General features: G+C 70.5%; 22 protein-coding genes. 5 read left to right on the top strand and 17 right to left on the bottom strand.

Features of this window, described 5'->3' with window-relative positions:
- Positions 1-6: 6 nt before the first annotated feature.
- Positions 7-741, top strand: a complete 735-nt coding sequence (pgl, locus tag ACYBSK_RS08730) for a 6-phosphogluconolactonase (protein ID WP_460246983.1) — start codon at positions 7-9, stop codon at positions 739-741.
- A gap of 61 nt (positions 742-802) precedes the next feature.
- On the opposite strand, the gene ACYBSK_RS08725 is transcribed toward pgl, so the two are convergent.
- The 12 genes from ACYBSK_RS08725 to uvrC all read right to left on the bottom strand — a co-directional run bounded on the left by ACYBSK_RS08725 (position 803) and on the right by uvrC (position 15,883).
- The gene (locus ACYBSK_RS08725; RefSeq protein ID WP_457476305.1) at positions 803-1,285 is read right to left on the bottom strand and encodes a DUF2087 domain-containing protein; all 483 of its coding nucleotides are present in this window, start codon (positions 1,283-1,285) and stop codon (positions 803-805) included.
- A gap of 156 nt (positions 1,286-1,441) precedes the next feature.
- On the bottom strand, positions 1,442-3,100 hold the full coding sequence (gene pgi, locus ACYBSK_RS08720) for a glucose-6-phosphate isomerase (RefSeq protein WP_460245693.1): 1,659 nt from the start codon (positions 3,098-3,100) through the stop codon (positions 1,442-1,444).
- 152 nt (positions 3,101-3,252) lie between these two features.
- Entirely contained in the window at positions 3,253-3,540 is a 288-nt protein-coding gene (locus ACYBSK_RS08715; RefSeq protein WP_007448238.1) for an RNA polymerase-binding protein RbpA, read from the bottom strand.
- Positions 3,541-3,816: 276 nt separating this feature from the next.
- Positions 3,817-4,047, bottom strand: a complete 231-nt coding sequence (gene secG, locus ACYBSK_RS08710) for a preprotein translocase subunit SecG (RefSeq protein WP_306322637.1) — start codon at positions 4,045-4,047, stop codon at positions 3,817-3,819.
- Positions 4,048-4,160: 113 nt separating this feature from the next.
- Positions 4,161-4,916, bottom strand: coding sequence for a triose-phosphate isomerase (tpiA, locus tag ACYBSK_RS08705; RefSeq protein WP_457481686.1), 756 nt, complete (start codon positions 4,914-4,916; stop codon positions 4,161-4,163).
- Between the two features lie 39 nt (positions 4,917-4,955).
- The gene (locus tag ACYBSK_RS08700; RefSeq protein WP_457476303.1) at positions 4,956-6,167 is read right to left on the bottom strand and encodes a phosphoglycerate kinase; all 1,212 of its coding nucleotides are present in this window, start codon (positions 6,165-6,167) and stop codon (positions 4,956-4,958) included.
- A 116-nt stretch (positions 6,168-6,283) separates the two neighbouring features.
- Positions 6,284-7,291, bottom strand: a complete 1,008-nt coding sequence (gene gap / locus ACYBSK_RS08695; RefSeq protein WP_460245692.1) for a type I glyceraldehyde-3-phosphate dehydrogenase — start codon at positions 7,289-7,291, stop codon at positions 6,284-6,286.
- 192 nt (positions 7,292-7,483) lie between these two features.
- Complete coding sequence (locus tag ACYBSK_RS08690; protein WP_460245691.1) at positions 7,484-10,432, bottom strand: M14 family metallopeptidase; 2,949 nt, start codon at positions 10,430-10,432, stop codon at positions 7,484-7,486.
- A gap of 195 nt (positions 10,433-10,627) precedes the next feature.
- Complete coding sequence (gene whiA, locus ACYBSK_RS08685; protein WP_457476300.1) at positions 10,628-11,641, bottom strand: DNA-binding protein WhiA; 1,014 nt, start codon at positions 11,639-11,641, stop codon at positions 10,628-10,630.
- Positions 11,632-12,669 (bottom strand): gluconeogenesis factor YvcK family protein, encoded by a 1,038-nt coding sequence (locus tag ACYBSK_RS08680; protein WP_460245690.1) that lies wholly within the window; start codon positions 12,667-12,669, stop codon positions 11,632-11,634. The genes whiA and ACYBSK_RS08680 overlap by 10 nt, the downstream gene beginning before the upstream one ends.
- Positions 12,666-13,763 (bottom strand): RNase adapter RapZ, encoded by a 1,098-nt coding sequence (rapZ, locus tag ACYBSK_RS08675; RefSeq protein WP_457476298.1) that lies wholly within the window; start codon positions 13,761-13,763, stop codon positions 12,666-12,668. The genes ACYBSK_RS08680 and rapZ overlap by 4 nt, the downstream gene beginning before the upstream one ends.
- A complete protein-coding gene (gene uvrC, locus ACYBSK_RS08670) occupies positions 13,760-15,883 on the bottom strand; it encodes an excinuclease ABC subunit UvrC (protein ID WP_460245689.1) in 2,124 nt (707 codons plus the stop codon). The genes rapZ and uvrC overlap by 4 nt, the downstream gene beginning before the upstream one ends.
- Positions 15,884-16,060: 177 nt before the next feature.
- Between uvrC and ACYBSK_RS08665 the strand changes: the two genes are divergently transcribed.
- Positions 16,061-17,011: a hypothetical protein gene (locus tag ACYBSK_RS08665; protein ID WP_460245688.1), complete on the top strand. Its 951-nt coding sequence runs from the start codon at positions 16,061-16,063 to the stop codon at positions 17,009-17,011.
- 95 nt (positions 17,012-17,106) lie between these two features.
- Here the strand turns inward: ACYBSK_RS08665 and ACYBSK_RS08660 are convergent, their stop codons facing one another.
- Positions 17,107-17,532: a Rieske (2Fe-2S) protein gene (locus ACYBSK_RS08660; RefSeq protein ID WP_460245687.1), complete on the bottom strand. Its 426-nt coding sequence runs from the start codon at positions 17,530-17,532 to the stop codon at positions 17,107-17,109.
- A 523-nt stretch (positions 17,533-18,055) separates the two neighbouring features.
- Here ACYBSK_RS08660 and ACYBSK_RS08655 point away from each other — a divergent pair.
- A complete protein-coding gene (locus tag ACYBSK_RS08655) occupies positions 18,056-19,030 on the top strand; it encodes a carbohydrate kinase family protein (RefSeq protein ID WP_460245686.1) in 975 nt (324 codons plus the stop codon).
- 117 nt (positions 19,031-19,147) lie between these two features.
- On the opposite strand, the gene uvrA is transcribed toward ACYBSK_RS08655, so the two are convergent.
- Entirely contained in the window at positions 19,148-22,201 is a 3,054-nt protein-coding gene (gene uvrA / locus ACYBSK_RS08650; protein ID WP_460245685.1) for an excinuclease ABC subunit UvrA, read from the bottom strand.
- Between the two features lie 298 nt (positions 22,202-22,499).
- Between uvrA and ACYBSK_RS08645 the strand changes: the two genes are divergently transcribed.
- Positions 22,500-23,228, top strand: coding sequence for a maleylpyruvate isomerase family mycothiol-dependent enzyme (locus ACYBSK_RS08645; RefSeq protein ID WP_457476292.1), 729 nt, complete (start codon positions 22,500-22,502; stop codon positions 23,226-23,228).
- Positions 23,229-23,237: 9 nt separating this feature from the next.
- On the top strand, positions 23,238-23,894 hold the full coding sequence (locus tag ACYBSK_RS08640) for an MBL fold metallo-hydrolase (RefSeq protein ID WP_460245684.1): 657 nt from the start codon (positions 23,238-23,240) through the stop codon (positions 23,892-23,894).
- Between the two features lie 47 nt (positions 23,895-23,941).
- Here the strand turns inward: ACYBSK_RS08640 and aroQ are convergent, their stop codons facing one another.
- From aroQ to ACYBSK_RS08625, 3 genes are all read right to left on the bottom strand, one after another.
- Entirely contained in the window at positions 23,942-24,415 is a 474-nt protein-coding gene (gene aroQ / locus ACYBSK_RS08635; protein ID WP_460245683.1) for a type II 3-dehydroquinate dehydratase, read from the bottom strand.
- Positions 24,416-24,497: 82 nt separating this feature from the next.
- Entirely contained in the window at positions 24,498-25,598 is a 1,101-nt protein-coding gene (locus ACYBSK_RS08630; RefSeq protein WP_460245682.1) for a calcium:cation antiporter, read from the bottom strand.
- 93 nt (positions 25,599-25,691) lie between these two features.
- On the bottom strand, positions 25,692-25,994 hold the full coding sequence (locus ACYBSK_RS08625; protein WP_457476288.1) for a hypothetical protein: 303 nt from the start codon (positions 25,992-25,994) through the stop codon (positions 25,692-25,694).
- Positions 25,995-26,011 lie beyond the last annotated feature (17 nt).

The raw sequence follows: 26,011 nt of genomic DNA, 5'->3' as shown, positions 1-26,011 counted from the left end.
GAGCTGATGGCGCAGGCGGCCGCGGCCCGACTGATCACGAAGATCGTCGACGCCCAGTCCGCCCGCGGCACCGCCTCCGTCGTCCTGACGGGCGGCCGCAACGGCAACGGCCTGCTCGCGGCGCTGAAGGCGGCGCCCGCGCGGGACGCGATCGACTGGGGCCGCCTCGACCTGTGGTGGGGCGACGAGCGGTTCCTGCCGGACGGCGACCCCGACCGCAACTACACGCAGGCCAAGGAGGCGCTGCTGGACGCGGTGCCGCTGGACCCCGCGCGCGTGCACCCCATGCCCGCGTCGGACGGTTCCCTGGAGGCGGACGCCGCGGCCGAGGCGTACGCGGCCGAGCTCGCGAAGGCGGCGGGGCCCGAGGACCACGGCCCGGTGCCGACCTTCGACGTCCTGATGCTCGGCGTCGGCCCGGACACGCACGTCGCGTCGCTCTTCCCGGAGCTTCCGGCGGTCCGCGAGACGGAGCGCACGGTCGTCGGCGTGCACGGCGCCCCCAAGCCCCCGCCCACCCGCACCACGCTCACGCTCCCGGCGATCCGGGCCGCGCGCGAGGTGTGGCTGCTGGCGGCGGGCGAGGACAAGGCGAAGGCCGCGGCGATCGCGCTGTCCGGCGCGGGCGAGATCCAGGCCCCGGCGGCGGGCGCGTACGGCCGCTCGCGGACGCTGTGGCTGCTGGACGCGGCCGCGGCCTCGCAGCTGCCGCCGGAGCTGTATCCGCCGGCCGTGTCGTGACCACCACGCGCGCGTAGTACGGCACAACACGTAGGGGCCCACCTCTTGAAGAGGTGGGCCCCTACGCCTGCTGCGGCACCCGGTAGTCCGTTCCGTCCTTCTCCCGTACGAGCAAGCCGTCGATCACGCAGTAGCGGCGCAGCGCGGCCGTGTCGTCGTGGACCGTGCGCAGCGCCGCGTTGACCTCGCGCTCGCTGTAGGTGCGGTCGGCGTCGAAGAGGGTGTCCGTGAGGTGCACGAGGAGTTCGTGGCGCACGGCCGGCCGCACCGGTATGGCCGTGAGCCGGCCGCGCGCGAAGAACCCGGTGAGGTGGCGCGGCACCCCCGTGGCGGGCTCGGGCGTGCGGTGGCGCCGGAACACCTCGGGGCCCGCCCGCAGCGACCCGTCCTCGCAGCGCTCGACGAGGCCCGCGGCCATCAGCCGGCCCAGATGGCGCCGGGCCACCGGGGAGTCCTCCTCGCGGGGCGGCAGGTCGCCGAGGACGACGCGCGCGTACAGCCTGAGTCGTTCGGGATCGGCGAGCGCCGACATGAGCTGGTCCACGGGTGCCTCCCGGCTGGGTCACGGACGGGCAGTCTCGCCCGCCGGGCGGCGTCGCCGCACCCGATTATCGTTTCCCGCGCAACGTCGCGGCGGCGTAAGCGACCTGACGCGGCGTCCACGGGGCCGCGGAGTCCGGCCGTTCCACGGTGGCGTTCGTCACGAACGCCCACGCAGCGCACGGTACGTGGCGACGAGCGCCTTGGTCGACTCGTCGAGTCCCGGCACGTCCGCGCCCTCGGTGAGCGCCGGCTCGACGCGCTTGGCGAGCACCTTGCCGAGCTCGACGCCCCACTGGTCGAAGGAGTCGATGTTCCACACCGCGCCCTGGACGAACACCTTGTGCTCGTACAGCGCCACCAACTGGCCGAGCACGGACGGCGTGAGGTCCTTGGCGAGGATCGTGGTCGTCGGGTGGTTGCCCTTGAACGTCTTGTGCGGCACCAGCTCCTCGGGCACCCCCTCGGCGCGCACCTCGTCGGGCGTCTTGCCGAAGGCCAACGCCTGGGTCTGCGCGAAGAAGTTGGCCATCAGCAGGTCGTGCTGGGCGACGAGTCCGGGCAGCAGATCGGCGACGGGCTCGGCGAAGCCGATGAAGTCCGCCGGGATCAACTTCGTTCCCTGGTGGATGAGTTGGTAGTAGGCGTGCTGCCCGTTGGTGCCCGGCGTGCCCCACACCACGGGGCCGGTCTGCCAGCCGACCTCCTCGCCGCTCCGCTGCACGTACTTCCCGTTCGACTCCATGTCGAGCTGCTGGAGGTACGCCGTGAACTTGGAGAGGTAGTGCGAGTACGGCAGCACGGCGTGCGACTGGGCGTCGTGGAAGTTGCCGTACCAGATGCCCAACAGGCCCATCAGCAGCGGCACGTTGGACTCGGCGGGCGCCGTGCGGAAGTGCTCGTCCACGAGGTGGAAGCCGTCGAGCATCTCGCGGAAGGCGGCGGGCCCGATGGCGATCATCAGCGACAGGCCGATCGCGGAGTCGTACGAGTAGCGGCCGCCGACCCAGTCCCAGAACTCGAACATGTTGGCCGTGTCGATGCCGAACTCGGAGACCTTCTCGGCGTTCGTCGACAGCGCCACGAAGTGCTTGGCGACGGCGTCCTGACCGGCCCTCAGCCCGGTGAGCAGCCAGTTGCGCGCGGACGTCGCGTTGGTGATCGTCTCGATGGTGGTGAACGTCTTCGAGGCGATGACGAACAGCGTCTCGGCCGGGTCCAGGTCCCGTACGGCCTCGTGCAGATCGGCTCCGTCGACGTTCGACACGAACCGGACGGTCAGCTCGCGGTCGGTGAAGGAGCGCAGCACCTCGTACGCCATCGCCGGTCCGAGGTCGGAGCCGCCGATACCGATGTTGACGACGTTCCTGATGCGCTTGCCGGTGTGTCCGGTCCACTCCCCCGACCTGACCCGGTCGGCGAAGGCGGCCATCTTGTCGAGCACGGCGTGCACGCCCGGCACCACGTTCTCGCCGTCGACCTCGATCACGGCGTCGGCCGGGGCGCGCAGCGCGGTGTGCAGGACGGCCCGGTCCTCCGTCGTGTTGATCTTCTCGCCGCGGAACATGGCGTCGCGCAGGCCGAAGACGTCCGTCGCGGCGGCCAGCTCGCGCAGCAGGCTCAGCGTCTCGTCGGTGACCAGGTGCTTCGAGTAGTCGACGTGCAGGTCACCGACCCGCAGCGTCCAGCCGGACCCGCGCGCGGGATCCGCCTCGAAGAGCTCCCGGAGCTGTACGTCGCCCAGCTGCTCACGGTGCTTGGCGAGCGCCTGCCACTCGGGCGTCTGGGTCAGTGCTGTCTGCTTGTCGGACGCGTTCATCTCGAACTTCAGCCTTCTCTCGTACCTGCGTGCGTACGGTGCTCCGCTGCCGCCACCCAACCTAATTGATCAGGGTGAATCGGGCCTTTCGGTGCGCCGAAAGTACGGATAAGGGCCGGGCACCTTCCCGTGTGCCCGGCCCTTTCGCCGACTCAGATCTCGCCCCGCAGTTTCGCGAGCGCCTCGGCGAGGATCGCCTCGCCGTCCGCGTCGCTGCGCCGCTCCCTGACGTAGGCCAGGTGCGTCTTGTACGGCTCCGTACGCGGCGGGTCCGGCGGGTTGTCCCGGTCCTGCCCGGCCGGGAAGCCGCAGCGCGGACAGTCCCAGGTCTCCGGCACCTGCGCGTCGGAGGCGAAGCTCGGCTGCGTCTCGTGCCCGTTCGAGCACCAGAAGGAGATGCGCAGGCGTGGCGCGGACTCGCCGCGCTCGGCCTCACCCATCGGCCCCGCCCCGACCCGACTTCCTCGGATCGCGTTGCCACTTGCCACGGTCGTAACTCCCTGCGTGATGGTGCCGCGAAGCGTGTCGGCGTGTCAGCTTCGCCGCGGAGCGCCTCAGTCTACGTAAGGCCCAACGCGCGTCCAGTGATTGGAGTTACATCGCTCCCTAGACGCAAGCCCCATGATAGGCCGCGTTGTTGAGCGCGTACCGAACATGGGGCTTTACGTGAGCAGTATGCGGTTGTGAGCGGCGATCAGTCGCTGATCGTGCGCGTATCAGTTGTTGATCTTCATCAGGATGCCTAGCACCACGATGCACGCGAACCACAGCAGACCCACCACGATCGTGATCCGGTCGAGGTTGCGCTCGGCGACCGAGGAGCCGCCGACGGAGGACTGCATGCCGCCACCGAACATGTCGGAGAGACCGCCACCCTTTCCCTTGTGCATGAGCACAAGGAGCATCAGCAGCAGGCTGAAGACGATCAGGGCGATCGAGAACCCCATAACCACGGCTGGACCAACTTCCTCGGAACTTCTCGGACGACGGGGCCGGGCGGCAGTCGCCCGGCCCCGCAAGGGTACGACGTATGGCGCCTAGCGCCTACTCACTGCTCGTGTCACTGCTCGTGGAAGCGGACGATCTTGACGAACTCGTCGGCGTCCAGCGAGGCGCCGCCGATCAGCGCGCCGTCGATATCGGGCTTCGCCATGATCTCCGCGACGTTGCCGGACTTCACCGAACCGCCGTACTGGATGCGGATCTTGTCGGCGACGTCCTGCGAGTACAGCTCGGCGAGCTTGCCGCGGACGGCCGCGCAGACCTCCTGCGCGTCGTCGGCGCCGCACACCTTGCCGGTGCCGATGGCCCACACGGGCTCGTAGGCGATGACGATGGTCTCGGCCTGCTCGGCGGGCAGGTCCTTGAGGCCGCCCTCGACCTGGGCGAGCGTGTGGGAGACGTGGTTGCCCGCCTCGCGGACGTCCAGCTCCTCACCGACGCACAGGATCGGCGTGAGGCCGTGCTTGTACGCGGCCTTGACCTTGGCGTTGACGATCTCGTCGGTCTCGTCGTGGTACTGGCGGCGCTCCGAGTGGCCGATGGCCACGAAGGTGCACTTCAGCTTGGCGAGCATCGGACCGGAGATCTCGCCGGTGTACGCGCCGGAGTCGTGCGCCGAGAGGTCCTGGGCGCCGTACTTGATCTTGAGCTTGTCGCCGTCGACCAGCGTCTGCACGGAGCGCAGGTCGGTGAACGGCGGCAGGACGGCGACCTCGACGGCCTCGTAGTCCTTGTCCGCGAGAGCGAAGGCGAGCTTCTGGACGTGCGCGATGGCCTCGAGGTGGTTGAGGTTCATCTTCCAGTTGCCCGCCATCAGCGGCGTGCGGCCCTGTACGGGAGCAGTCATGCGGGGTCAGTCCTCCAGTGCGGCGAGACCGGGCAGCGTCTTGCCCTCGAGGTATTCGAGGGAGGCGCCGCCACCGGTCGAGATGTGGCCGAATGCCTTCTCGTCGAAGCCCAGGGTACGGACCGCCGCGGCGGAGTCTCCGCCGCCCACCACGGTGAAACCGGGAGCGTCGATGAGGGCCTGGGCGACCGCCTTGGTGCCCTCGGCGTAGTCGGGGTGCTCGAAGACGCCCATGGGACCGTTCCAGAACACGGTCTGCGCGTCGGCGAGCTTGGCGGCGTACAGCTTGCGGGTCTCCGGGCCGATGTCCAGGCCCTCCTGGTCGGCCGGGATGGCGTCCGCGGCGACGGTGGTGGGGTTGGCCGGGGTCTTGCCCTTGAGGTCGGGGAACTCCGGCGAGACCAGGACGTCGACCGGGAGCACGAGCTCCACGCCGTTCTTCTCGGCGCGCTCCATGTACTCGGTGACGGCCGGCAGCTGGTCCTCCTGGAGGAGCGAGATGCCGACCTCGTAGCCCTTGGCCTTGAGGAACGTGTACGCCATGCCGCCGCCGATGAGGAGGCGGTCGGCCTTGCCGAGCAGCTGGTCGATGACGGCCAGCTTGTCGGAGACCTTGGCGCCGCCGAGCGCGACCACGTAGGGGCGCCGGACGTCCTCGGTGAGCTTCTTCAGGACGCCGACCTCGGTGGCGATGAGGAAGCCGGCGTAGTGCGGCAGCCGCTTCGGCAGGTCGTACACGGAGGCGTGCTTGCGGTGGACCGCGCCGAAGCCGTCGCCCACGTACACGTCGGCGAGGTTGGCGAGCTGCCCGGCGAAGTCGCCGCGCTCGGCGTCGTCCTTGCTGGTCTCCCCGGCGTTGAAGCGCAGGTTCTCGATGACGGCGACCTGGCCCGGCTCCAGTCCGTCCACGGCCTCGTTGGCGGCGGGGCCGACCGTGTCCTGGGCGAAGGCGACGGGCTTGCCGAGGAGTTCGCCGAGGCGCTCGGCGGCGGGCAGCAGCGAGAACTGCGGGTCCGGGGCGCCCTTGGGACGGCCCAGGTGGGAGGCGACGATCACCTTGGCGCCCGCGTCGGCGAGCGCCGTGACGGTGGGCAGCACGGCGCGGATGCGGCCGTCGTCGGTGATGAGGCCGTCGGCCAGCGGCACGTTGAGGTCGGCGCGGACGAACACCCGCTTCCCGTCGACTCCTTCGGCGAGAAGTTCCTCAATGGTCTTCATGACTCGGCTCCTTGAAAGAACGGTGAGGCTGACGTGCGAAGGGTCCGGACTGTCGCGCGGCGTCGCGCGGGTCCGGACCCTTCGCTCACATCTGAGTGCCTTGCTGCTCTAGAACTCTAGAGCTGACCACCGACGAAGACCGTCAGGTCCACGAGGCGGTTGGAGTAGCCCCACTCGTTGTCGTACCAGCCGAGGATCTTCACCGTCTTGCCCTCCTGGACCATGGTCAGGGAGGAGTCGAAGGTGCAGGAGGACGGGTCGCTGACGATGTCGGACGACACGATCGGGTCGTCGGTGTAGGAGAGGAAGCCCTTCAGCTCGCCGTCGGCGGCCTTCTTGAACGCGGCGTTGATCTCGTCCTTGGTGGTCTCGCGCTGGAGCTCCACGACCAGGTCGGTGGCCGAGCCGGTCGGGACCGGGACGCGCATCGCGATGCCGTCGAGCTTGCCCTTGAGCTGCGGGAGGACCAGGGCGGTGGCCTTGGCGGCGCCCGTCGTGGTCGGGATGATGTTCTCCGCGGCGGCGCGGGCGCGGCGCAGGTCGCTGTGCGGGAAGTCCAGGATGCGCTGGTCGTTGGTGTACGCGTGCACCGTCGTCATCAGGCCCTTGACGATGCCGAAGTTCTCGTCGAGAACCTTGGCCATCGGCGCCACACAGTTGGTGGTGCAGGAGGCGTTGGAGATGACGTGGTGGTTCGCCGGGTCGTACTGGTCCTGGTTGACGCCCATCACGATGGTGATGTCCTCTTCCTTGGCCGGAGCCGAGATGAGGACCTTCTTGGCGCCGCCGGCGATGTGCTTCTCGGCGTCGGCCTTCTTCGTGAAGATGCCCGTGGACTCGACCACGATGTCGACGCCCAGCTCGCCCCACGGGATGTCGGCGGGGTTGCGCTCGGACAGCACCTTGATGGTGTGACCGTCGACGGTGATGGTGTCCTCGGTGTGCGACACCTCGGCCTTGAGGCGGCCCAGGATGGTGTCGTACTTCAGGAGGTGTGCGGTGGTCGCGGTGTCACCCAGGTCGTTGACAGCCACGATCTCGATGTCCGCACCCTGCTCCAGCAGCGCGCGGAAGTAGTTACGACCGATGCGGCCAAAGCCGTTGATGCCTACGCGGATCGTCACGAACCGATCTCCTCGTTGGTACGCCGGAGTATCGACGCCGGCGAGATTTATTGGGATGTCCCCGACCGCCTCCGACCCTACCCCCCATAAGCGCTTGGGGTGACATCGAGCGACTCCATGGAGGACACAACGGCCCGTACTCATGAGTAACGTACGGGCCGCCGTGTATTTCGCGGGTAATTCAGACCCCGTTCAGTCGCTAATTGAGCGCAGGGCCTTTCTGATGAGCGCATTTCGATCCGCGCTCGCGGTGACGTGTTCCAGTCCGAATCCGAGAAGGACGGTGTCCGGGGTGCTGATCGCGCCGTAGGTCGTGAACAGGTTCTTGGCGAGCGCCCAGTCCTTCACCGCCGGCGGACTGCCCGCGGGCGGCCCGGGAACGCTCCACGCGCCCAGCGACGTCTCGAAGCCCTCCGTCTCGGTGGCCTGGCCCCCGATGACGACGGAGGTGTTGTCCGCGCGCACGCCCTCGCCGCCGGTGCCGGGGTCGGACACGTAACTGAGGGAGACCTCGACGGACTTGCCGGCGTAGGCGCTCAGGTCGTACGTGACCGTCTTCCAGTCGTCCGAGGACCCGGTGAGGCTGTTCCACTGGCCGGAGGTGCCGGTGTTGCCGCAGGCGGCGCCGTCCACCGTCAGGTACCGCTCCAGCGCCGGGTGGTCCTGGACGAAGAACCCGGCCTCGCACTCGGTGGGCACCTTGTTCGACGTCAGTCCGTCCTTGTCGGGCAGCGTCGTCCAGTCCTCGGCGCCGGTGGTGCGCGCCTCCAGGATGACGTGGTCGTAGCCCGGCTCGGTGTCCCACAGCAGCTGCGTGCGCAGCGCCGGTGCCTGCGCCGCGGTGACCCCGGTGAGGTCGATCGTGCGGGTCAGGCGCTTGTACGCGTCGTCCGTGTGGACGGCGGCCGCCATGCCCGCGCCGTCGTACTGGCCCGCCCCCGCGCTGGTGAACTGCGGCAGCGTGGCCGAGGTCGCCTCGTACAGGCCCGCGCCGTTCAGCGGGTTGCCGGGGGCGTCGCCGAGGGCCGCGGCGATTCCGTCCAGGGCACCGGAGCCGTCGAAGCGGGTCGCCACGGGGGCGGCGGTGCGGGAGTAGGCGCCGAGGTAGTACTGGCTGAAGTCGTTCGTCGTGGTGTCGACGATGTCGACGGAGCCGCCCGCCTTCTCACCGGCCTCGACGAGCTTGCCGCCCTCGTTCAGGTAGTCGCGCAGGGCGAGCTGGGTGGCGAGGGTCGGCCTGTCCGCGCCCGTGTAGTGGACGACCGCGTCGAAGTGGCCGAGGACCGCGAGCGGGTCGGGCGCGCCCTGCCGGGCCACGTTCCAGACCACCGGGGAGCGGCCCGCCGCCTTGAGCGCGTTCACATAGGCACCGGTCTGCACTCCGGCGGCGTCGTTCTCCGCCACGACAAGAGTGTCGCCCTTGTCGCGCGCGGCGACGGAGTAGGTGAAGTGCTCGCTGCTCGTGCGTTTTCCGGATTTCGTTCGCCCGGTGAACCACACCTCTACCTTGTCACCCGGATCGGCGTCCTCGACCTTCGCCCTATACGCGTCGAAGTGCAGATTGTCGTCGCCTCCGTAGGTCTCGCCGCCCTTCCAGGCGCGCAATTCCTCATCGTGCGAACGACCGCCATTGATCCGGTAGTTCAGCTCCTTGTCGCGCACCGACTTCCGGGCGATCACGGAAACTTCCTGGTCGCCACCGCGCGCGTACGAAGTGGTGAACTTCGCCGGGGTGAAGTCGGGCGCCTCCAGGCCGACCGCGGACGCGGGCTGGTCCGGGTGCAGGGAGGTCTCGGCGACGGACATCGCGAAGGGAACGTTCTTCGCGAACTCGGTCTGGATGAGCTTCTCGTCGTCCGGGAACGTGAAGATCGACGCGCAGTCGGCGGCGTTCCACTCGTCGTTCGGGACGGAGTTCGACGCGGTCTGGCAGGTGCTCATCTCGGGGGTGAACAGCGAGACGCCGTTGACGTTGGCGGCGTGCCCGTCGGCCTCCCCGTTCGTCGTGTACAGCTCGGACGACACCTGCGGGTGGTACCCGGGTATCGCGGAGTTCTCCGGGGTCCCGGCGAGCGCCCGGTAGATCACGTCGTCCGGGGTCGGGGTGGCGACCTGCCAGCCCACTCCGTAGAGCAGCAGTTCGGCGGCGGAGTGGTAGTTGATGCCGTACTCGAAGCCGATGCGCTTCTGGAAGGCGTCGATGGCCTTGGTCTCGGGCTCGGATCCCGGGCTCGCGCCGCGGTACGTCTGGCTGGCGGGAAGCGGTGACGAACCCTCGTCGTCGTAGCCCCACTTGTAGGCGAAGTTGCGGTTGAGGTCGACGCCGTCGCCGGTGGTGTACTTGCCGTCGCCGTTGATGTCGCGCATGTTCTTGCGCCACTGGCGGTTGCCCGCCGCGTCGAACGTCCAGTCGTAGCCGTCGGGGTTGGCGGAGAGGACGAACCACATCTCCGTGGAGTCGACGAGCTTCTTGACCTTCGCGTCCTTGGAGTAGTTGTCCAGGTAGTGGTGCATCAGGCGGCGGGTCATCTCGGGGGTGATCCACTCGCGTGCGTGCTGGTTCGACATGTAGAGCACGGACGGCTTCGCGCCGTCCTTGACCCTCTTGGCGCCCTTGCTGAGCTTGAGGGCGAGGATGTCCTTGCCCTGGACCGTCTTGCCGATGGAGACGACCTTGGTGAGGTCCGGGTGCTCCTGGCCGGTGCGGACGATCTCCTCCTGGAGGCCGCCCTTGCCGCTGTACGGGCGGAAGACGCCGTCACCGGCGGCCTTCACGCGGGCCGTGGCCGCGGCGCTCAGCTTGTGCTCGGTGAGTTCGACGCCCTTCTTGCGCAGGCCGTCCGCCTGCTTGTCGGTGAGGTAGACCTCGACCTTCGCGGTGCCCTTCTCGGGCGCCTGCTCGCTGAGTTCGTGGCCGTCCTGGCCCGCCTGGAGCAGCAGCGGTATCTGCTCCTTCGACACGTCGGCGCGGAACACCTTGATGGCGTCCGCGCCGTTGCCGCTCTTCGCCGGGTCGTCGTCCGCGTGGGCGACGGGCGCCAGTGCGGCGCCTCCCACTCCCAGGACGAGCGCCCCGACGGCGAGGATCGATCTCGCTCTTCGTGCCGGCCGTTCCGCTCTTCGTCCCGCGCTTCGTCGCATGAGCCCCCCTTGCAGTTGTCTGCCACGGTTGTGGCGCGATGCCGCAGAAGCGAACAAGCGCCAGACTCATGACAGTTCATGGTCAAGTCAAGGGGGCCTCAACAGCCGTTCACGGCAACGGAAAAGCCGGTGGCGGCGCCCTGAGTGGGGCGCCGCCACCGGCTTGCCGGGACGGTCGGAGGGAGCTGTGCGGAGTCAGCCCGCCATGTTGTCCGCGAGGCTGTCCGCCATCTCCTCGGTCATGTCCTCCGTGATGTTGGACTCCGTGCCGGGGATGCCGAGGTCCTGGGCCCGCTTGTCCGCCATGGCGAGCAGCCGGCGGATCCGGCCCGCGACGGCGTCCTTGGTCAGCGGCGGGTCGGCGAGCGCGCCCAGCTCCTCCAGGGAGGCCTGCTTGTGCTCCATGCGCAGCCGGCCCGCGGCGGCGAGGTGCTCGGGCACGTCGTCCGCGAGGATCTCCAGGGCGCGCTGCACACGGGCCCCCGCGGCCACCGCGGCGCGGGCCGAGCGGCGCAGGTTCGCGTCGTCGAAGTTCGCGAGGCGGTTCGCCGTGGCGCGCACCTCGCGGCGCATCCGGCGCTCCTCCCAGGCCAGCACCGACTCGTGCGCGCCCATCCGGGTGAGCAGGGCGCCGATCGCGTCGCCGTCCCGAACGACCACGCGGTCCACGCCGCGCACCTCACGGGCCTTGCCCGCGATCTGGAGTCTGCGGGCGGCGCCGACCAGGGCGAGCGCCGCCTCGGGTCCCGGGCAGGTCACCTCCAGCGAGCTGGAGCGCCCCGGCTCGGTGAGCGAGCCGTGCGCGAGGAACGCGCCGCGCCAGGCCGCCTCGGCGTCGCAGGTGGCCCCCGAGACCACCTGCGGGGGCAGGCCCCGGATCGGCCGGCCGCGGCCGTCCACCAGGCCCGTCTGGCGGGCCAGCTGGTCGCCGCCCGCGACCACGCGTACGACAAAACGCGAGCCGCGGCGCAGCCCGCCGGGCGCCATCACAATCAGCTCCGAGCTGTGCCCGAAGATTTCGAGAATGTCCCGCTTGAGCCGCCGTGCGGCCATCGCGGTGTCCAGCTCCGCCTCGATCACGATGCGGCCGCTCACCAGGTGAAGGCCGCCCGCGAACCGCAGGATCGCCGAGACCTCGGCCTTCCTGCAGCAGGTCCGGGTGACGGGGAGCCGGGAGATCTCGTCCTTCACCGCTGCCGTCATCGCCATGGGCCGATCCTTCCATGCATCCGAAAAATACGGTCGTACGCGGCGGCCAACAGCTCCGGATCATGCCTCGGTGTGCCATCGGGCCTGGCCACCGGCGCCAGCTCGACCGCGGCACCGAAACGCTCCTTGGCGGTGTCGGTGAGGGACTCGCGATCGGGCACGGCGGCCTCGTCGGCCAGCACCACGTCCAGGGCGAGTTTAGGGGCGTGTCGTCCCAAAACTTCCAAATGACGCTGCGGGGAGAACCCCTCAGTTTCTCCGGGTTGCGGCGCGAGGTTGAGCGAGAGGACCTTGCGGGCCTTCGTCTCGACCAGCGCGTCGAGCAGTTCGGGCACCAGCAGGTGCGGGATCACGGAGGAGAACCAGGAGCCGGGGCCCACCACCACCCAGTCCGCGTCGAGCACCGCGGCGACCGCCTCCGGGACGGCCGGCGGGTCGCGCGGCACCACGTGCACCGACTGGACCTCGCCGCGGGTGAGCGCGACCGTGGCCTGGCCGCGCACCGTGTCGACGTCGTCCGGGCGTGTCGGATCGTGCCCCTTGACCAGCGCCTGGAGCTCCAGCGGGACGGCGGACATGGGCAGCACGCGGCCCTGCGCGCCGAGCAGCTTGCCGACCAGGTCCAGGGCCTGCACATGGTCGCCGAGCTGCTCCCACAGGGCGACGATCAGCAGATTGCCGACCGCGTGCTCGTGCAGATCGCCCTTGGACTGGAAGCGGTGCTGGATGACGCGGGCCCAGGTCTGGCCCCAGTCGTCGTCCCCGCACAGCGCCGCCAGCGCCTTGCGCAGGTCGCCGGGCGGCAGCACGCCCAGCTCGTCGCGCAGCCGGCCGCTGGAGCCGCCGTCGTCGGCGACCGTGACGACGGCCGTCAGGTTGTTGGTGATGCGGCGCAGCGCGGCGAGGGACGCCGACAGACCCATGCCGCCGCCGAGGGCGACGACCTTCGGGGTGGCGCCCTTGCCGGGCGTCACCGGTGAGCTTCTGCGGCGGATCCTGCTGGTGAGCCGCAGCGTACGTCCCGTCATTCCCGTCCCATGTCCCGATGGACGACCACGGTCTCCACGCCCTGCGCGGCGAGCCGTGCGGCGAGCTTCTCGGAGGTCGCGACGGAGCGGTGCTTGCCGCCCGTGCAGCCGACGGCGATCGTCACGTAGCGCTTGCCCTCGCGGCGGTAGCCGGCCGCGATCAGCTGGAGCAGCTCGGTGTAGCGGTCGAGGAACTCCTTGGCGCCGGGCTGCGAGAAGACGTAGTTCGACACCTCTTCGTTGAGCCCGGTGAAGGGGCGCAGCTCGGGGACCCAGTGCGGGTTCGGCAGGAAGCGCATGTCGACGACGAGATCGGCGTCGACCGGCAGGCCGTACTTGAAGCCGAAGGACATGACGGTGGCCCGCAGCTCGGGCTCCTCCTCGCCGGCGAACTGGGCGTCCATCTTGGCGCGCAGCTCGTGGACGTTGAGGCTGGAGGTGTCGATGACCAGGTCGGCGTCGCCTCTCAGCTCGCGCAGCAGTTCGCGCTCGGCGTCGATGCCGTCGACGATCCGGCCGTCGCCCTGGAGGGGGTGCGGGCGGCGCACCGACTCGAAACGGCGCACCAGGGCCTCGTCGGAGGACTCCAGGAAGACGATGCGCCGCGTGACGTGCTTGGCCTCCAGGTCGGCGAGGGACTCCCGGAGGTTGTCGAAGAAGCGCCGGCCGCGCACGTCGACGACGACGGCGATCCGCGCCACGTTGCCCTGCGAGCGGGCGCCGAGCTCCACCATGGTGGGGATCAGCGCGGGCGGCAGGTTGTCGACGACGAACCAGCCGAGGTCCTCCAGGCACTTCGCGGCCGTGGAGCGGCCCGCGCCCGACATCCCGGAGATGATCACGAGCTCGGGGATGGCGGCGTCGGGGACGCCGGGCGCGCTTGGCGCCTCGACGGCCTTGCCCGCGCTCGGCGCGGCGTCCGCGTCGCCCGTGGCGCCCGCGCCGGTGTCCGGTCCGGCGTCCGAGTCTGCTTCTGTGCCTGGTCCCGTGCCCGTGCTCACCTGTGCTCCGTGCTGTGGTTGCGGCTGTTCGTGTGCTGCGGAGCCCTGTGGCATGCCGCTGGTGTCGCTGCTCTCGTGGTCCTGCTCGCTCATGGCTCCTGCCCCCGTCGTTCCTCCGGGGCCCCCGCGCTGACGGGGTCCCCGCCGGTCGGCACGTCCGTCGTGCCGTCCTCGTCCTCAATGATCTCTCCGGTCGCCGTGTTCACCGCCGGAGCCGCAGGCGCGGCCTTCGCGAAGGCGATCACGATGGCCTCGGCCGTCTTGCGGCCTATGCCGGGGACCTCGCAGATCTGGTCGATGGTGGCGGCCCGCAGCCGCTTCACCGAACCGAAGTGCTTGAGCAGGGCCTGCTTGCGCGAGTCGCCGAGCCCCTGCACGTCGTCCAGCGGGCCCGCCCGGAAGCGCCTGGCCCGCTTGCTGCGCTGGTACGTGATGGCGAAGCGGTGCGCCTCGTCGCGGACGCGCTGGAGCAGGTAGAGCCCTTCACTGGTGCGGGGCAGGACCACCGGGTCGTCCTCATGGGGCACCCAGACCTCTTCGAGTCGCTTGGCGAGGCCGCACACCGCGATGTCGTCGATGCCCAGTTCGTCCAGGGCCCGCTGGGCCGCCGCGACCTGCGGCTGCCCGCCGTCGACCACCACGAGCTGCGGCGGGTAGGCGAACTTCTTGGGGCGGCCGTCGTCCTCCATGAGGCGCGACTCCTCGACGACCGGCTCCCCGGCCGCCTCGGCTCCCCCGGCCCCGTCGGCACCCGCGGCGCCCTCCGCCGCGTCGGCCGATTCCGGCTCCTCGTCGGACCAGTCGCGCGACTTCTCCTGTGCGGAGAGGTAGCGCTTGAAGCGGCGGGTGATGACCTCGTGCATGGACCGGACGTCGTCCTGCCCCTCGAAGCCCTTGATCTCGAAGCGCCGGTACTCGCTCTTGCGGGCCAGGCCGTCCTCGAAGACGACCATGGAGGCCACGACGTCGTCACCCTGGAGGTGCGAGATGTCGTAGCACTCGATGCGCAGCGGGGCGCTGTCCAGATCGAGGGCGGCGGCGATCTCCTCCAGCGCGCGCGAGCGCGTGGTGAGGTCGGAGGCGCGCTTCGTCTTGTGCAGGACGAGCGCCTGCTGCGCGTTGCGGTGGACCGTCTCCATGAGCGCCTTCTTGTCGCCGCGCTGCGGGATGCGCAACGACACGTTCGACCCGCGGCGCTCGGTGAGCCAGGCCTGGACGGGCTCCAGGGGGTCGGGCAGCGCGGGGACGAGGACCTCCTTGGGGACGGCGTCCCCGGTCTCCTCCCCGTAGAGCTGTTGCAGCGCGTGCTCCACGAGGTCGCCGCTGGTGACGGCCTCGACCTTGTCGGTGACCCAGCCGCGCTGGCCGCGCACGCGTCCGCCGCGCACGTGGAAGATCTGGACGGCCGCCTCCAGCTCGTCCTCGGCGAGGGCGACCAGGTCGGCGTCGGTGGCGTCGGTGAGGACGACCGCGCTTTTCTCCATGGCCTTCCTCAGGGCCTCGATGTCGTCGCGCAGGCGGGCCGCCCGCTCGTACTCCATCTCGTCGGCGGCCGCCGCCATGTCCTTCTCCAGGCGCCGGATGTACGTCCCCGTGCGCCCCGCCATGAAGTCGCAGAACTCCTCGGCCAGTTCGCCGTGCTCATCCGGGGTGACGCGGCCCACGCAGGGGGCCGAGCACTTGCCGATGTAGCCGAGCAGGCAGGGCCGGCCGGTGCGCTCCGCGTTCTTGAACACGCCCTTCGAGCATGTGCGTACCGGGAAGACGCGCAGGAGCAGGTCCACGGTGTCGCGGATCGCCCACGCGTGCGTGTAGGGGCCGAAGTAGCGCACGCCCTTCTTCTTCTGGCCGCGCATCACCTGGACGCGCGGGAACTCCTCGTTCATCGTCACCGCGAGGTACGGATAGCTCTTGTCGTCGCGGTACTTGACGTTGAACCGGGGGTCGTACTCCTTGATCCAGGAGTACTCCAGCTGCAGCGCCTCGACCTCCGTGGACACCACGGTCCACTCCACGGACGCGGCCGTGGTGACCATCGTGCGCGTGCGGGGGTGCAGGTTCGCCAGGTCCTGGAAGTAGTTCGCCAGGCGCTGGCGCAGGCTCTTCGCCTTCCCGACGTAGATCACCCGGCGGTGCTCGTCGCGGAACCTGTACACCCCTGGGGAGTCGGGGATCTGTCCCGGCTTGGGGCGGTAGCTGGAGGGGTCGGCCATGTCAGACACCCTACTGGCGGGGTGTGACAGTCCGGCGTCGCCGGCGCCCGTCGGACGCGGTGGGCCGCCGGACGCGGGGCCTCGGCGACGAGTCTTGTCGGGGGCAGGTCAACACGCTTCAATGCCGGTGTCACAGCGACAGCCCGCGGGCGGAGCGCGCCCCAGCAGGAGGCCCGGATGCGGCTCGGCGAACGACAGACGGAGTGGGCGCAGGCCCCGGACCTGGAGGCGGCGCTGCGCTCCGGCCCGTTCCACAGCGCCCTGCGGGCCGCGATCGCCGCCCGCAGACTGCCGCTGCACCGGGTGCGGCACCATCTGGCCCGCCGGGGCGTCAACATCGGGGTCACCAGCCTCAGTTACTGGCAGCAGGGCGCGCGGCGGCCGCAGCGTCCCGAGTCGATGCGGGCCGTGCGCGCGCTGGAGGAGATCCTCGAACTGCCCGAGGAATCGCTGATCCGCCTCCTCGCCCCCGTGCCCGGCGCGGGCGCGCCCCGCCGCCCCGCGGCCCGCTCGTACCGTTCCGTCGTCGAGGCCTCGGGCGCCGCCGAACGGCTCCTCGCGGAACTGGAGTCCCCGCTGGACGGCGGGCTGCACACCGTGGGCCACCACGAGCGGGTGCGGATCGGGGCCCGGCGGCAGCTCCTCGGCAGGGACTCGCAGCAGATCGTGCGGGCACACCGCGACGGCGTGGACCGCTATATGGCCGTCCACCGTGGCGACCCGGGCTGCACCCCGTCGGATGTGGCGGTGTGCGCCATGGAGAACTGTCGTACGGGCCGGGTGCGTTGGGACGACGGCACGGGCGTCCTCGTCGCGGAGCTGCTCTTCGACGCGCGACTGCGGGCCGGCGACACCCATCTGTTCCGGTACGGGTTCGAGGACGGCACGGCCGGTCCCTCCACCGAGTACGTACGCGGGTTCGGTTTCGCCGGCGGGCAGTACGCGCTCCAGGTCCGGTTCGCGGACGAGGCGCTGCCCGTGCGTTGCCACCGTTTCGCCCAGCAGTCGAGCGCGGGTCCGCGCGGCGACCGGCGCGAGCTGGCGCTCAGCGACCGGCACCGCTCGGTGCACGTGGTGGAGCCGCAGGTCAGGGCGGGGCTTGTGGGGATCGGGTGGGACTGGGAGTGACTCGGGAGTGACAAGGGAGTGCCCCGGCGTCGTTCCCGGAGGTGCCCGCCCCGGGGGCCTTCCCGGGGGCTACTTCTGGGAGCTACTTCTTGGGGCTACTTCTTGGGGCTCACCACGAGTTTGCCGCCGTCGGCCTTCACCGACAGCTTCTCCAGCGGTTCGGTGGCCGGGGCCTGGAGCACCTTGCCGGTCGTGGCGTCGAACTTGCTGCCGTGGCAGTTGCAGGTCAGTTCGGTGCCCTTGAGCATGCCGATCGGGCAGCCCGCGTGGGTGCAGACGGTGCTGAACGCCTTGTAGTCGCCGCTGTCCGTGCGGCTCACGACGACGCGCTCGTCCTTGTAGAGCTTCGCCCCGCCCTCCGGGATGTCGCCCGCCCTGCCCAGGTCGACCGGCTCGGCGGGGCCGCCGTCCGCGCCGCCCGACTCCGTGGAGCACGCCGTGAGGCCGAGGCCCGCCACCCCCGCGACGGCCGCTCCGCGCAGGGCGGTGCGGCGGGACAGGTGGGAGGACGAGCCGGACATGGGGACTCCACGGGTGGCGCCGGGCGGGGCCCGCGCGGGGGAACGGGGGTGACGACGGATCCGACGATACCGGTGGGGAATCGGGCGCTTTGTGGGGGCCCGGTGCCTTCGGGGGGCCGGGCGCCTTCAGGGGCCCGGGCCTTCAGGGGCTCTGTGCCTTCGGAGCCCGGTGCCTCAGGGGCTCTGTGCCTTCGGGGCCCGGCCCTCAGGGGCCCGGCGCCCTCAAGGCCCGACGTCTTCGGCGCCCGGTGTCCCCGAGAGCCGCGTGCCGCGAGGGGAAGGCCGGGCGGGGCGGGCACGGGGTCGCGGTGGGGTGGCCCGGCCGGGCGGCGGTGTGACGCGGGGTTTCGGTGGCGTCGGGCGTGCCCGGGTTCGCGGTGGGCGTGCCCGGTTCGTGGCCGGTGGGTGCCACGGGCGGCGCGAGGCTCTAGCGTCGACGGTGCCCGCGGGTCCACCAGCCCGCGGCCCGGCAGTCCGTGGCAGGGCAGTCCGTGGCCCAGCAGTCCGTCCGAGAGGAAGCACCGTGATCGTCGTCGCCGGAGAGGCCCTGATCGACCTCGTCCCGCAGGGCGTGGGACCCGGCAGCGAGCCGGGCGGCGACACAGGAGGCGCCCCGGATGCCCCGGCCACGGAGCTGCCCGCCCTCGCCCCCCGGCTCGGCGGCGGCCCGTACAACACGGCGGTGGCGCTCGGCCGGCTCGGCTCCCCCGTGGCGTTCTGCTCGCGGGTGTCGCGGGACACCTTCGGCGAGGCGCTGCTCGGCGGGTTGCGGGCGGCCGGCGTGGACGTGTCCCCGGTGCAGCGGGGCGACGAGCCGACGACGCTCGCCGTGGCCTCCGTCGGCGCCGACGGCTCCGCGGCGTACTCGTTCTACGTGGAGGGGACCGCGGACCGGCTCTTCGCCGTCCCCGAGGCGCTGCCCGCGGGTACGCGCGCGGTGTCGTTCGGCACCTGTTCGCTGGCCCTGGAGCCGGGCGCGACGGCGTACGAGGAGCTGATGCGGTCGGCCGCCGCGCGGGGCGTGTTCACCGCTCTCGATCCGAACATCCGGGCAGGTCTGATCCCGGACGCGGACGCCTACCGGGCCCGCTTCAAGAGCTGGCTGGCGTCGACCGCGCTGCTCAAGCTCTCCGAGGACGACGCCGAGTGGCTCGGCGGCACACCTCAGGAGTGGCTGGCCGCGGGTCCGGCCGCCGTGGTGGTGACGCGCGGCGGGGACGGACTCACGGTCTTCACACGGGACGGGGGCGCGTACACGGTGCCGGGCAAGCGGGTCGACGTCGTGGACACGATCGGTGCCGGTGACACCGTCAACGCCGCGCTGCTGCACGGGCTTGCGCGCCGGGACGCCCTCTCCCCCGCCGCGGTCGCCGGGCTGGACGGCGACGACTGGTCCCGGCTGCTGCGCTTCGCCGCGCGGGCGGCGGCGATCACGTGCTCACGGGCGGGTGCGGAGCCGCCGTACGCCTCCGAACTGGCGGGCGCCGACCGCGCGTAGCGGCTCGGGCGCGGCAATGCCCGGCGCAGGCGCAGGGTCCCGGACACGCGAACGCCCGGTGTCCCGTGGGCGGTTCCCACGGGACACCGGGCGTCCGCCCGTTCACGCGCGCACGGTTCAGGCCTTGCGGGCCCGGCTCGTCGCCTTCTTGGCGGCGGGCTTCTTCGCCGCCGCCTTGGTGGACTTGGCCGCCGTCGTCTTCTTGGCGGCGGGCTTGGCGGCCGCCGTCTTCGCGGTGGCCGTCTTCTTGGCGGGCGCCTTGGTGGCCGCCACCGTCTTCTTCGCCGTCTTGCGGGTGCGCGCCGCCGGCACGGCCGCGTCGCTGACCCGGTCGGCGCCGAGGACGTCGCGCAGGAACTTGCCGGTGTGGCTGGCCGGTTCGGCCGCGACCTCCTCCGGGGTGCCCTCGGCGACGACGAGCCCGCCGCCGCTGCCGCCCTCGGGACCCATGTCGACGATCCAGTCGGCGGTCTTGATGACGTCGAGGTTGTGCTCGATGACGATGACCGTGTTGCCCTTGTCGACGAGGCCGGACAGCACCGTGATGAGCTTGCTGATGTCCTCGAAGTGCAGACCGGTGGTCGGCTCGTCGAGCACGTACACCGTGCGGCCCGTGGAGCGCTTCTGGAGCTCGCTGGCGAGCTTCACGCGCTGCGCCTCACCGCCGGAGAGCGTCGGCGCGGGCTGCCCGAGCCGGACGTAGCCGAGCCCCACGTCGTTGAGCGTCTTCAGGTGGCGGGCGATCGCCGGGACGGCCTCGAAGAAGGTCAGCGCCTCCTCGATCGGCATGTCCAGGACCTCGGAGATGGACTTGCCCTTGTAGTGGACCTCCAGCGTCTCCCGGTTGTAGCGGGCGCCGTGGCAGACCTCGCAGGGGACGTAGACGTCCGGCAGGAAGTTCATCTCGATCTTGATGGTGCCGTCACCGGAGCAGTTCTCGCAGCGGCCGCCCTTGACGTTGAAGGAGAAGCGGCCCGGCAGGTAGCCGCGGACCTTCGCCTCGGTCGTCTCGGCGAACAGCTTGCGGACGTTGTCGAAGACTCCGGTGTACGTCGCCGGGTTGGACCGCGGGGTCCGGCCGATGGGCGACTGGTCGACGTGCACGACCTTGTCGACGAGGTCGTCGCCGTCCACGCGCGTGTGCCGGCCGGGAACGGAGCGCGCCCCGTTCAGCTCCCGGGCCAGGTGCGTGTACAGGATGTCGTTCACCAGCGTCGACTTGCCGGATCCTGAGACACCGGTGACGGCCGTGAGGACGCCGAGCGGGAACGACACGTCGATGTCCCGCAGGTTGTTCTCCTTGGCGCCGTGCACGGTGAGGCGGCGTCCCGGGTCGACGGGCCGGCGCACGTCGGGCATCTCGATGGCCTTCTTGCCCGCGAGGTACTGCCCGGTCATCGACTCGGCGTTGCTCAGCAGCTCCTTCAACGGACCGCTGTGCACGACCTTGCCGCCGTGCTCGCCCGCGCCGGGGCCGATGTCGACGATCCAGTCGGCGACCTTGATGGTGTCCTCGTCGTGCTCGACCACGATGAGCGTGTTGCCCATGTCGCGGAGCCGGACGAGCGTCTCGATGAGCCGGTGGTTGTCGCGCTGGTGCAGGCCGATGGACGGCTCGTCGAGCACGTACAGGACGCCGACGAGACCGGAGCCGATCTGCGTGGCGAGCCGGATGCGCTGGGCCTCGCCGCCGGAGAGGGTGCCCGCCGCGCGGTTCAGCGACAGGTAGTCGAGGCCGACGTCGACGAGGAAGCGCAGCCGCTCGTTGACCTCCTTCATGACGCGCTCGGCGATCTTCTTGTCGCGCGCGTTGAGCTTGAGCTCGCCCAGGAAGTCGGCGCAGTCGCTGATCGACATGGCCGAGACCTCGGCGATCGACTTGCCCATGATCGTGACGGCCAGGATGAGCGGCTTCAGTCGCGTGCCCTCACAGGTGGGGCAGGGCACCTCGCGCATGTAGCCCTCGAAGCGCTCGCGGCTCGCGTCCGACTCGGCCTCGCTGTGGCGGCGCTTCACGAACGGCACGGCGCCCTCGAACGGCGTCGTGTAGCGGCGCTCGCGCCCGTACCGGTTGCGGTAGCGGACCTCGATCTGCGTCTTGTGGCCGTTCAGGAGCGCCTTCTTGGCGCGCTGCGGAAGCCCCGCGAAGGGGATGTCCGTACGGAAGCCGAGCGCGTCGGCGAGGGCGCCGATGAGTCGGCCGAAGTAGTCCTTCGTGTGCCCGTGCGACCACGGGTGGATGGCGCCCTCGTCGAGCGACTTGTCCTCGTCGGGGACGATCAGCTCGGGGTCGACCTCCATGCGCGTACCGATGCCGGTGCAGTCGGGGCAGGCGCCGAAGGGCGAGTTGAAGGAGAAGGAGCGCGGCTCCAGCTCCTCGAAGGACAGGTCGTCGTACGTGCAGTACAGGTGCTCCGAGTACATGCGCTCGCGCTCGGGGTCGTCCTCGGGGAGGTCGACGAAGTCGAGCACGACCATGCCGCCGGAGAGGCCGAGGGCGGTCTCCACGGAGTCGGTCAGGCGGCGCTTGGCGGAGCTCTTCACGGTGAGGCGGTCGACGACCACCTCGATGGTGTGCTTCTCCTGCTTCTTCAGCGTCGGCGGCTCGGACAGCTGGATGGTCTGCCCGTCCACACGCGCGCGGGAGTAGCCCTTGGTCTGGAGGTCGCTGAAGAGGTCGACGAACTCGCCCTTGCGCTCGCGCACCAGCGGCGACAGGACCTGGAAGCGGCTGCCCTCGGGCAGCTCCAGGACCTTGTCGACGATGGCCTGCGGCGACTGGCGGGCGATGGGTCGGCCGCACTCGGGACAGTGCGGCTTGCCCACGCGCGCGAAGAGCAGACGCAGGTAGTCGTAGACCTCGGTGATGGTGCCGACCGTCGAGCGCGGGTTGCGCGAGGTCGACTTCTGGTCGATCGAGACGGCCGGGGAGAGGCCCTCGATGAAGTCGACGTCGGGCTTGTCCATCTGGCCGAGGAACTGACGGGCGTACGAGGACAGCGATTCGACGTACCGGCGCTGCCCCTCGGCGAAGATCGTGTCGAACGCGAGGGAGGACTTACCGGAGCCGGACAGACCGGTGAAGACGATGAGGGAGTCGCGCGGGAGGTCGAGCGAGACATTCCGAAGATTGTGCTCGCGCGCGCCACGGACGATGAGACGGTCGGCCACGCCGGTCCGCACCTTTCTGGAGAGACAAGTGACAGGGGCGGGCCCCCGTCTCTCGAGGTCTGACTCTCAAGGGGTCGCACGCCACGATCGGGACGGAGCGGCCCTGAGACAGCTGTCCTTCGAAGACTAGAGGGAGCCACTGACAACGCCGGTCGGATTCCATGGTTGGTAACAAATCGCCCCACCCAGAACTTCCCGCGTACCCGACGCCGCCCTCGACCATATAGCACGTACATTCGATTCACACGCTTCGCAGGCCACCTTCACCCGAACGTGTGGCGCGGCTATCGTCTGCGCCATGAGTGATCATGCGCGCGACCTGGCGTCCGTACGTGAAGCGACCGACCGGCTGCTCAGCGCGGTCGGCAGCCTGGACAACGCCGCCACGGCCGAGCCGTCACGGCTTCCCGGCTGGAGCCGCGGTCATGTCCTCGCCCACCTGGCCCGCAACGCGGACGCCCTGGTCAACGTCCTCGAAGGCCACCCCATGTACGCGAGCGCCGCGGCCCGCGACGCCGACATCGAGCGGGACGCCCCGCGCGGACTGCGCGAGCAGCTCGGCGACGTCCAGGACAGCGCCGAGCGCTTCCAGCGCCTGTGCGCCGAGGAGGCCGACTGGGCGCGCACCGTGGAGCTGCGCAACGGCGTGAAGGACCTTGCCTCGAACGTGCCGTTCCGGCGCTGGATCGAGGTCGAGCTGCACCACGTGGACCTCGGGATCGGCTACGAGCTGGAGGACCTCTCGCCCGAGTTCACCCAGCGGGAGATCAACTTCCTCGCGAAGCGGTTCCGTGACCACCCCGGCCTGCCGCCCCTGCTGATCAAGCAGGACGACGGCCGGATGATCTCGACGGGGGCCGTGCAGACGCTCTCCATGGAGGAGATCAAGGACGGCGCTCCCCTGCCGCCCCTCGGCATCGTCGTCAAGGGCCGCCAGGCCGACCTCCTGGGCTGGCTCGCGGGCCGCAGGGACGGCGGCGCCCTCACCGTGGACCGGGGCTCCCTTCCGCCCCTGCCCCCGCTATAGGCTGAATCCATGACGTACAGCGGAGCGGTGAAGGTCGGCGGCCCGGCGGACGTGCACGAGTTGCAGGACCTGATGATCTCCAAGGTCGCGGTCGGCCCGATGGACAACAACGCGTACCTGCTGCGGTGTCGCGCGACCGATCAGCAGCTCCTGATCGACGCCGCGAACGAGCCGCACACGCTGCTGCGCCTCATCGGTGAGGACGGCATCGCGGCCGTCGTCACCACCCACCGGCACGGCGACCACTGGCAGGCCCTCCAGGAGGTCGTCGAGGCCACCGGCGCGCGCACGTACGCGGGGCGCGACGACGCCGAGGGCATCCCGGTGCCGACGGACGTCGCCGTCGCCGACGGGGACACCATTGAGTTCGGCCGGATCACGCTCACGGCCCGCCACCTGGTCGGCCACACGCCCGGTTCGATCGCGCTGGTCTACGACGACCCGCACGGGCACCCGCACGTCTTCACCGGTGACTGCCTGTTCCCCGGCGGCGTGGGCAACACGTGGAAGGACCCGCAGGCCTTCGCGAGCCTCATCGAGGACGTGGAGACGAAGATCTTCGGCACGCTGCCGGACGAGACGTGGGTCTACCCGGGCCACGGGGGCGACACGTCGCTGGGCGCCGAGCGCCCCCACCTCAAGGAGTGGCGCGAGCGGGGTTGGTGACCTCTTTGGTGGGCCGTTTCGTTTCGGCCCACCTATAGGCTGCGTTTTTACGCCTGCGCCACCCCCGGCGCGGCGAGCGCCGCGACCCGCTCCACGCCGAACGCGTAGCCCTGCACGCCGCAGCCGGCGATCACGCCGTCGGCGCGCAACGAGACGTAGGAGTGGTGCCGGAACTCCTCGCGCTGGTGGATGTTGGAGATGTGGACCTCCACCACGGGCATACCGTCACAGGTGTTGAGCGCGTCCAGGATCGCCACGGACGTGTGCGAGTAGGCGGCCGGGTTGATGACGATGCCGACGTGGTTCTCGCGGGCCTCGTGGATCCAGTCGACGAGCTCGCCCTCGTGGTTCGACTGCCGGAAGTCCACGGTCGCGCCGAGCGCGGTGGCCGTCTTCACGCAGAGCGCCTCGACGTCGGCGAGGGTGTCGCGGCCGTAGATCTCCGGCTGGCGCTTGCCGAGCAGGTTCAGGTTCGGGCCGTTGAGAACCATGATCGGGGCGTTGGCGAGAGTGCGCGGCACGGTGACCTCCGTAGAAGAGCGATTGCTCCTTGAGGGTCTATCACGGCGCCGCCGGCGCCCGAAGAGGGTGTTCGCAGGGCGGTCAGGGCGTGACGGCGAGTTCGATGTACGCGGCCAGGATCACCAGGTGCACGCCGCCCTGGAGCGGTGTGGCGCGGCCCGGAACGATGGTGAGGGTCGCGACCACCATGGTCAGCGCGAGCAACACCATGTGGGTGGCGCCGAGCCCGAGGACGAGCGGCCCGGTCAGCCAGTACGAGGCGATGGCGACGGCCGGCACGGTGAGGCCGATGCTGGCCATGGCCGAGCCGAGCGCGAGGTTGAGGCTGGTCTGCACGCGGTCCCTGCGGGCCGCCCGGAGCGCCGCGATGGTCTCCGGCAGCAGCACGAGCAGCGCGATGATCACGCCGACCACGGCCTGCGGCATGCCCGCCGCCTCCACGCCCTGCTCGATCGTCTTCGAGACGCCCTTGGTCAGTCCGACGACGGCGACCAGCGCCAGCCCGAGCAGGCCGAGGCTGAGCAGCGCGGTGCGGGTGCTCGGCACGTCGGCGTGGTCGTCGGCGTCGATGACCTCGCCGTGCTTGGTGATCGGCAGGAAGTAGTCGCGGTGGCGGACGGTCTGCGTCGCGACGAAGAGCCCGTACAGGACGAGCGCGGAGACCGCCGAGAAGACCAGCTGGGAGGTGGAGAACTCCGGGCCGAGCTTGCTGGTGGTGAAGGTCGGCAGGACCAGGCAGAGCGTCGCGAGGGTGGCCACGGTGGCGAGGGCTCCGCCGGTGCCCTCGGACTGGAAGATCGCCACGCGGTGCCGCAGCGCGGCCGCGAGCAGACTGACGCCGACGATGCCGTTGCAGGTGATCATGACGGCGGCGAACACGGTGTCGCGGGCGAGGGTGGAGCTCTTGGGGCCGCCGTCGGCCATGAGGGTGACGATCAGCGCGACCTCGATGATGGTCACGGCCACGGCCAGCACCAGCGAGCCGAACGGTTCACCGACCCGGTGGGCGACGACTTCCGCGTGGTGCACGGCCGCGAGGACGGAGACCGCGAGCACCACCGCGACGACGGCGACCACGGCACCCGGCAGCTCACGCCCCCAGGTGAACGCGAGCAGCACGACCGCGACCAGCGGCACCACCACGGTCCACTGCGTGCTCAGCGCCCGGACTCTGGTGATCATTCATCGATGGTGCCCGTGGCGCGGCGGGGGCGCGACTTCAGCGGCCGGGGAGGCGGCGGCGCCCGGCGGAGGCGGGGCGCCGCGCGCGTGGCGTCACTTGAGTTCGCGCATGTCCTTGAGGTCGCAGTTGATGAAGGCCGGCGGGCGGCTGCACAGGGCCGACAGCCGCTGGTTGAGTTCGGCCACCTCGGGGAGTTCGTTGCTGCGCATCGCGTCCTCGTAGGACTCGAATTCGATGATCGCGAGATAGCGGCCCGTGGTGTCCCGGTCCTTGAGCATGATGCGGTGCGTGGGGCCGCCCTCCGTGCCCTTCATCCGCTGCTCGAAGTCGTCGAGCAGCTCCCGCATCTCGCCGAACCGCTGGGACTCGAAGTCGATGATCTGGACGAACTTCATGGGGTCCTCCCCCGTCG

It is taken from the genome of Streptomyces sp. BYX5S (genome assembly GCF_054724165.1).
This window is presented reverse-complemented; position numbering and strand designations above follow the sequence as displayed.